This window comes from Pelatocladus sp., from assembly GCF_059505505.1.
Window position 1 is genome coordinate 1 of sequence record NZ_JCACKS010000160.1, and the last position, 4,220, is coordinate 4,220.

The 4,220-nt window shown below is 39.4% G+C and carries 4 protein-coding genes; all 4 read right to left on the bottom strand.

The annotated features are described in order from the left end of the window. Positions 1 to 123 precede the first annotated feature (123 nt). Positions 124 to 864, bottom strand: coding sequence for an SDR family oxidoreductase (locus AC5JMK_RS13135; RefSeq protein WP_495910287.1), 741 nt, complete (start codon positions 862 to 864; stop codon positions 124 to 126). A 63-nt stretch (positions 865 to 927) separates the two neighbouring features. Beyond that, positions 928 to 1,644, bottom strand: coding sequence for a pirin family protein (locus AC5JMK_RS13140; protein ID WP_495910288.1), 717 nt, complete (start codon positions 1,642 to 1,644; stop codon positions 928 to 930). A 510-nt stretch (positions 1,645 to 2,154) separates the two neighbouring features. Next, positions 2,155 to 2,718: a DNA starvation/stationary phase protection protein Dps gene (dps, locus tag AC5JMK_RS13145; RefSeq protein ID WP_096672856.1), complete on the bottom strand. Its 564-nt coding sequence runs from the start codon at positions 2,716 to 2,718 to the stop codon at positions 2,155 to 2,157. A gap of 163 nt (positions 2,719 to 2,881) precedes the next feature. After that, positions 2,882 to 3,934, bottom strand: a complete 1,053-nt coding sequence (locus AC5JMK_RS13150; protein WP_096672854.1) for an aldo/keto reductase — start codon at positions 3,932 to 3,934, stop codon at positions 2,882 to 2,884. Positions 3,935 to 4,220 lie beyond the last annotated feature (286 nt).

Genomic DNA, 4,220 nt, shown 5'->3' on the forward strand with positions numbered 1-4,220 from the left:
CATCCACCCTGCCGATCCTTGTTCTACCAGTTCATAAATTTGGCGAAGGTATTGCCAATTAGATTTGAGGCTTTTTTCTCGTTGTTTTTTGTCTAAGTCCCGTTAACTACTTATCACCTTGTTTCAAGCAACTCCACCATTAACGCGGATATTTTGTCCAGTGATCCACCGTGCTTCGTCACTTGCGAGAAATGCTACCACATCTGCAATATCTTGGACTTGTCCTAATCCTCCTAATGCAGATGCTTGCGTTAAACGGTTGATTTGTTCTTCGGTTTTACCTTCGCGGAATAATTCTGTGTCTGTGGGGCCAGGTGAAATAACATTAACTGTAATCCCTTTGCTACCTAGTTCTTTAGCTACTACCCGCGTGATTTGTTCCACTGCACCTTTAGTTCCGACATAAGCGCTATAGGTAGGTAACATCATCGCTGTTGTGCTTGAGGAAAAATTGATAATGCGTCCACCATCTTGCATATGATGGGCAGCTTGTTGACAAGCAAAATATGTACCTTTAACGTTAACAGCAAATATGTTATCAAACTCTGCTTCTGTTACTTCTATTATTGGTTTATATATTATTGCTCCGGCATTATTTACCAAAATATTAACTTTGCCAAAGGTTTCAATAGTTTGGTGAAAAAGTTTTTGAATCTCAGCTACTTTACTAATATCTGCTTGTACAGATATGGCTTTGCTGCCTAATTTTTCGATTTCGGCGACAACTTCTTGCGCCTTCTCGACACTTCCTGCATAGTTAACAGTAACCGATGCTCCTTGTGCTGCTAATTTCAGAGCGATCGCACGTCCAATTCCCCGCGATGCACCTGTCACAATTACAATTTTTCCTGCTAAAGATGGCATAAGTTAGCTCCTCAAAAGACCACTACTTTAAAAAGGGTAGGTTAAAGACCTACCCTGATATTACTAACCTAAATCAAACAACAAGATTTCCGCACCAACATCAGTACTAATTTCCAGTTGTTCTTCGCCATTCATTTGTACACCATCGCCTTCTCGAAGTTCTTCACCATTGAGTTTGGCGACACCTTTAGCGATTTGCAACCAACCATAGCGGTTAGGTAAAAGATGATAATTCACAACATCACCTACTTCTAAAACAGATGTGTACAAATCAACATCTTGGAATATCTTCACAGCACCATCACGTCCATCTTTGGCTGCAATTAATTTTAATTTGCCTTTTCTTTCTTCGATAGGAAAAGCTTTTTGATCATATCTCGGTTGGAGTTTTTCCTGATTAGGAATAATCCAAATTTGCAATAAATGGGTTGGTTCTGTTTCGGAAGGATTAAATTCGCTGTGTAAAATTCCAGTTCCAGCACTCATGATTTGTGCTTCCCCTGGACGAATGACTGAACCATTACCCAAACTGTCTTTATGTTCTATTGCACCTTCTATGACATAGGTGAGAATTTCCATGTCTTTATGACCATGGGTCGGAAAACCTGCACCAGGAACTATCCGATCATCGTTAATTACACGCAAAGAACGAAATGCTATACGATTAGGATCATAAAAGTTACCAAAGGAAAATGTATGGTAGCTATCGAGCCATCCTGTTTGGGTACGACCACGTGCATTTCGATCATGAATTAGATGAGTTTTAGTATTGGAAGCCATAATTTACTCCGTTTATTGTAGTTGTATGAATTGGTTTAGGTGTCTTGAAAATGGGTGTAGGGGTTTAGGGGTGTAGAAGAGTCATATTTTCATATGAATAAGTGATATTTCTACAGATCGCTAGATTGCTAAAAACTCAGTTTTATAGATATATTTCACTATATGTGAAATTACGATTAATCAAATTTCAATAATTTAAGCATGATTTACTGATTGATTTATTTTTACCCTAGTTTTTACCTATTTCAATATTAGAGTATATGTCTTCAAAATGAAAAGTACACACTTAAAAGTAAGGTAGTTACCAAAAAGTGACTATTATTTGCATCCTAATTACATGAAATTATCATCAACCGATAAATTATAAAAAATGGTACGTTGCGTTTAGCATAACGTACCTAAGAATTTTGTTATTTGATAAGGGTGCAAAAATTTACATCCTTACCTACTATTAATAAATATACGAACGCAAAGATTTACGCACTTACTAACTACTAACCACTAACTAAATTATTTAGCAGCAACTTTTTCTTTAGTTTTAGTAGTTGTAGTACCATTTTCTGATTTTACTTCTGCTGGTTGTAGATGAGCTTCTAAGAACCATAGTCGTTTATCAATGGTGCGAGATACTTCGGTGTAAAGATCGGCTGTATCTGCATCATTCAAGTCATTGGTTGTGTCGATCGCTTGTCTGATGTGTTTAGCATAAGGTGCAAAACGCTCTGCCAAGGCAGTAACATGTTGCATACCATCCAAAATATCAACCGGATATTCTGGCAAAATAGAATTAGCTGCTGCCATGCGGGCTGTACCACAAGCATAACCACCTAAAGCGGTGATTCTTTCCGCAAACATATCAACGTACTCTTCCAACTCACCTGCAATTTCATCAAACAATTCGTGCAGTTGGTAGAAATCGGTTCCTTTGACGTTCCAGTGCGCCTGTTTTGTTTGAGTTTTGAGATCTGTTGTAGCGGCTAGAGTTTGATTGAGGAGTTCAACGAGTTTGACACGTGCATCAGCAGGAAGGTCAATACGGGTTGGATAAAGACGTGATGAAAGCTTATCAGCCATAGTCCTAACTCTCTTTTTTTAGTTCTGTTGTTTTGGATCGATAAGACAAGTCTACAGATTCTAGGCTATCGTAGGAAACTCTCTGGCGACAGAGGGTATTTTTATCTTATCGCTATAAAATATAATTGCATTCTAGACGGACGGCTGTTTGCCCCTACTAGTATCAAGAATGATGATTGTCTATCAATTTAAATGTGCCACCGAAGAGGCGATCGCGCATCACATCATTTTGCAAAAAGTCATGGGGAAAACCAAGTTCAACTTGACTAATTTCATTGAGACGTTGCAAATGTTCTGGTGATAGATCAATTTCAACACAAGCTAAATTATCTTGAATCTGGGATACTTTGCGCGCCCCAATAATAGGAATAATTACACCAGATTGAGCGCGTAACCAAGCCAGTGCGACTTGGGAGGGTGTGCGTCCAATTTCTTGAGCGACTTTAACAACAACTTCGGCGATCGCTAAAGCACGTTCGGAAATATTTGCACCGTCTAGTTTAGCAAGTCGTCCTTGTTCGTTACTATTACCTTGATTTTGGTTGTATTTACCTGTTAATATACCACGACCCAGAGGAGACCAAGGTAATACAGCTAAGTCAAAGGCTTTTGCCATTGGTAGTAAATCTCGCTCTGGAGTTCTTTGCAACAAATTATACTCTATCTGGAGAGCAACAAATGGAGTCCAGCCGTGACACTGTGCCAAAGTATTGGCTTGAGCAACTACCCAAGCAGGTGCATCGGAAACAGCAATGTATAATATTTTCCCTTGACGCACAAGATCATCAAAAGCACGCATGATCTCCTCGATAGGAGTCATATAATCCCAAGCGTGCAACCAAAATAAATCTATATAGTCAGTGTTCAGGCGTTTTAAACTCCCTTCTACGGACTCTATCATGCTTTTGCGATGATTCCCACTACCATTAGGGTTGTTTTTGTGGTTATTCATCTGCACAGGAAACGAATACTTAGTTGCAACTACAAAGCGTTCTCGTTCCGAAGCGATGAATTCACCGACAATCTTTTCACTAGATCCATCAGTGTAACCATTCGCGGTATCTATAAAATTACCACCAGCTTCGACAAAAGCATCAAAGACTTTGCGACTTTCATCTTGGGACGCACCCCAACCCCAGTCTTCACCAAAAGTCATGGTTCCTAAGCAGAGTTCAGAGACTCGTAACCCGCTTTTACCCAAGAGTTTATATCTCATGACTACCTCTTAATTGCCAAAATAGAGTTTAGCGGATACCCGTATAATTTTCTTGTCTGTTCTTGCTAAAAATGCCAATATCTTACTTTTGGTGGATAGTAGAGAGGCGAAATTTTGCGTCTCTACATTCTAACGACCAATGACTAATAGACAGACGTCTTACCCTCACCCTAAGTCTCTCTCCCAAGCTTGCTACCGTGTACACACAAGTCGAATTTCTTCTTAAATCCCATTGAATTCGGGTGGTCGTTTATTGAATTCGGGTGGTCGTTTATTGAATTCGGGT